Origin of the sequence: Haladaptatus sp. (genome assembly GCF_049589095.1) — an archaeon.
Lineage (GTDB): Archaea > Halobacteriota > Halobacteria > Halobacteriales > Haladaptataceae > Haladaptatus.
In genome coordinates this window covers 1-3,287 of record NZ_JBAWAC010000503.1, presented here as the reverse complement: position 1 = coordinate 3,287, position 3,287 = coordinate 1, and the positions used below count along the sequence as shown (strand labels likewise).

Annotated in this window: 3 protein-coding genes; 2 read left to right on the top strand and 1 reads right to left on the bottom strand. The window is 61.3% G+C overall.

All coding sequences use genetic code 11. The annotated features are described in order from the left end of the window. The coding region (locus WBV42_RS15690) for a TCP-1/cpn60 chaperonin family protein (RefSeq protein WP_423986851.1) at positions 1 to 827 on the top strand (827 nt) is incomplete at its 5' end. Here WBV42_RS15690 and WBV42_RS15685 read toward each other — a convergent pair. Continuing rightward, positions 828 to 2,384, bottom strand: coding sequence for a TCP-1/cpn60 chaperonin family protein (locus tag WBV42_RS15685; RefSeq protein WP_423986850.1), 1,557 nt, complete (start codon positions 2,382 to 2,384; stop codon positions 828 to 830). Between the two features lie 142 nt (positions 2,385 to 2,526). Here WBV42_RS15685 and WBV42_RS15680 point away from each other — a divergent pair. Next, positions 2,527 to 3,287 (top strand): extracellular solute-binding protein (locus WBV42_RS15680; RefSeq protein ID WP_423986849.1); only part of this gene is annotated, 761 nt, incomplete at its 3' end.

The window sequence follows — 3,287 nt, the reverse complement described above, 5'->3', positions numbered from 1 at the left end:
CTGCCGACCTGCGAGCCCTCGCCGACCGCCGAGAGGCCTTCGTGAAACGTCTCGATAGCCTAGGCGTCGACGTCTTCGTCTGTCGAGACGAGGTCGACGACGACATCACGGGGGCGCTCGACGCACGCGGAATCGTCGTCGTGGACCGCGCGCAGTATCCGAAGTCCGACGTTCACCGCCTCGCACGTGCGACGGACGCACGGGTCGTTTCCAATATTGAAGACATCGGACGTGACGTCCTCGGGACGGCGGAGCGTTTCACGGAACGCGTTCACGAGGAGGAAAAGTGGGCGATTTTCGCCGACTGTGATGGCCCTGTCTACACACTCGTCGGAGGCGCCGAGACGGAAACGGGCAGAATCGAACTGGAACGGACCATCGAGGACGCCCTCGAGGTCGCGTCCGTGGCGGCTATCGACCGGCAGTTACTTCCGGGCGCTGGTGCCCCCGCGATGGCCGTCGCCGTCGACCTCCGACGGTTCGCCCGCTCGGTTTCCGGAAAGGAACAGCTTGCCGTCGAAGCGTTCGCCGCCGCGTTGGAAGCCGTCCCGGAGGAAATCGCACGGAACGCTGGACTCGATTCCACGGACGCCGTCATCAAACTTCGTAACGCACATGCAGGGCACGACCCCCTTCCGCTGGGCCTCGACTTGGAGTCGGGCGACCCCATGAACGCCTACGACTCGGGTATCGTCGAACCTCGACGTATCTTCTCGCAGTCCATCGAAACCGCCCGTGCTGCCGCCGAGCAGTTGTTGACAGTCGACAGCGTGCTCTTTCCGAACGTCGACGGCGGACAGTTCACCCCTCGAACGGAACACGAGTAATCAGCGACGCGGGGTGACGGTTTCGTCCCCTTCTCCGAGGTCCCGGGCGAAAATTTGCTCGTCGACTCGCAGAAATCGGATCGCGAGGTCGGTGGCAGTATTCCAGATCGAACGCCGAACTTTCACGGGTTCGGCGAGCGGACGGTCGGTGAGAACGTCCCGTGTCTCGCCTCGGATGGAGTCCACTCCGATAGCGTCACGGCCAGTCGAGTGTGCGGCGACGAGACGGGCGATAGCCGTCCATCCGTCCATCCCCCCGTTTCGAGCGAGGGCTCGTGGTACTGCGAGAAGGCTGTCGGCGAACGCTTCGACGGCGAGTTGCTCCTTCCCGGTTACGGACGGGGCGTGTTGGTGAACGGCTCGGGAAGCGCCGACTTCGACTGCTCCCCCTCCGGGTACGACCCGTCCATCAGCCAGCGCAGCGGTGGTCGCGTGGACGGCAGCCTCGACCGACCGCTCGAAGGCATCGGTCGAACGGGGATCGGGTGCCCTGCAGAAAAGAGTAAAGACCGGAACGGCATCCGCTCGGACGTGAACCATGTCGTGGCCCGCGTGGCGGTTCACCGAGACGGAACCGTCGCCGAGCGTCTCCCGTGAGACGTCATCCAACGAGGGGACGACCATCGCGCCCGTCGCACGTGCAACGAGGGCGACATCCGCTTCATCGAGCGCCGAGAACGCGACGATACCACGGTTAGCGAGCATGGTAACGACACGGTCGTTGACCCCTCCGGTTGTGAAGATAGCCCGACATCCTGCGTCGACGACCTGATTCAACGTCTCGATGAACGATGCCCGTTCTCGGTCACCCACGGCCGCACGGGTTTCGAACCCGTCTACCGAGAAGGCGTGCTCGCCCCCGTCTAGTTCTGAAACGTGAGGGACGTCGACCTTGCCGGAGAGTACTGCAACGCCTGCGTTTCCGACGTCACGTGGCATCGACCTGACGTCCGGTGACGTATCGACGACGACGCCGGGAACGAGTTCCGATTGGGCGGCGGTCGCTCCGACGTGTGAGACGACCGTCACGCTTTGACCGACATCCGACCCCGTACTGGGGTCGGAGAGAACGGAATCGATCGCCTTGGTAACGAGGGAGGCGGTCGATTCGCGGATTGCGGGGTCACGCGTCCCGGTCAACGCCGTCTCCGCAACGGCTTCTGCCCCAACTGCCGAAAGGGGTCGTGCGTGCGTTTCTACGTACTCGTCCGCTACGGTCATCGCCTCACGGTACCCTCGCTCGATAACTGTCGGGTGACATCCCAGTTCGACGAGTCTGTCCGCTTCGCGGAGAAGACCGCCGAGAACTGTCACGACAGAACTCGCACCGTCGCCGTGCACCTCGCCGAACCCCTCGACTCCACTGCGAAGGAGCCGTATCGAGGGGTTCGAGACGTCTAGTTTTCCGATGACGGCGGAGCCGGTTGCCGTCGTCGTGACCGTCCCATCCGCCTCGACGATGAGTTTGTTCGCACCGAACGGCCCGAGCGTCGAATCGACGATGTCACACATCGTACGTACGTCCCCGCTGGGGTCGAATCCGTCATCGTTAGTCATGCGTATTTCGTGAGTGCCCCCTACCTTAGGTTTATCGTGGTTCGTCGGTTTCGAACCGAACCATTGATAGTTTCGATTGAAATGAAGAATCCATGATTAATCGACAAAGTTTATTATACCCTCTCGTTCAAGTAAGAATGGGATGTCATTAGATACCACAGGGAAGGAGGATGACAGGTCACTCTCCCGACGTACTTTTGTTAAAGGAACGGGTGCCACCGCTGCGACGGGGGCACTCGGTGCGCTAGCTGGATGTTCAGGTGGCGGAAACAACGGCGGCGACGGAGGCAATGACGGTGGTGGTGGTTCCGCTTCGACCACCATTCAGTTTATCTCCGGCATGGCGGCGGAGAACTCCGATATCCGCAACCACTACCAGGACTCGATGAAGGACTTCCAGAAGAAAAATGGGTCGGTGAAGGTCAACCTGCAGGCAGTCTCCTATGGGGATATCAAGACGAAACTATCCTCGACCGTCGGCGCGGGTAACGCACCTGCACTCGCTGAAGGTGGAGCGCTCGGCCTCAAGTTCTTCAACCAAGGGAAGGTGCCGAACCACAAGCCTTTCTACGATAAGACGAAAGGATTCCCGGACAAGCTGACCACCGCAAACAAGGACTCCGCGAAATTCCGCGGCGACTACTGGTCCGGCGGTGCCCAGCGCCACACGAACAGCAACCTAGGAATCAACGTCCAAGCGTTCAAGAAAGCGGGCGTCAGCAACCCGATGAAAGATCTGGCCACGTGGAGCGACTTCTACGGATATCTGGAGAAAATCGACAAGAACCAGGATATCACGGCGTGGGAAGAGACGGGTGCGTACAACGACCTCGAATCCTATTGGGGCGAGGCCCGAACCGCCTACAAGGACGGGACGGACCCGTGGATTCGCGGGGAAGGTAC

Bases quoted from the DNA above. Each gene is read 5' to 3' on its own strand.
- WBV42_RS15685 (WP_423986850.1), bottom strand. From the start codon at position 2,384: ATGACTAACGATGACGGATTCGACCCCAGCGGGGACGTACGTACGATG.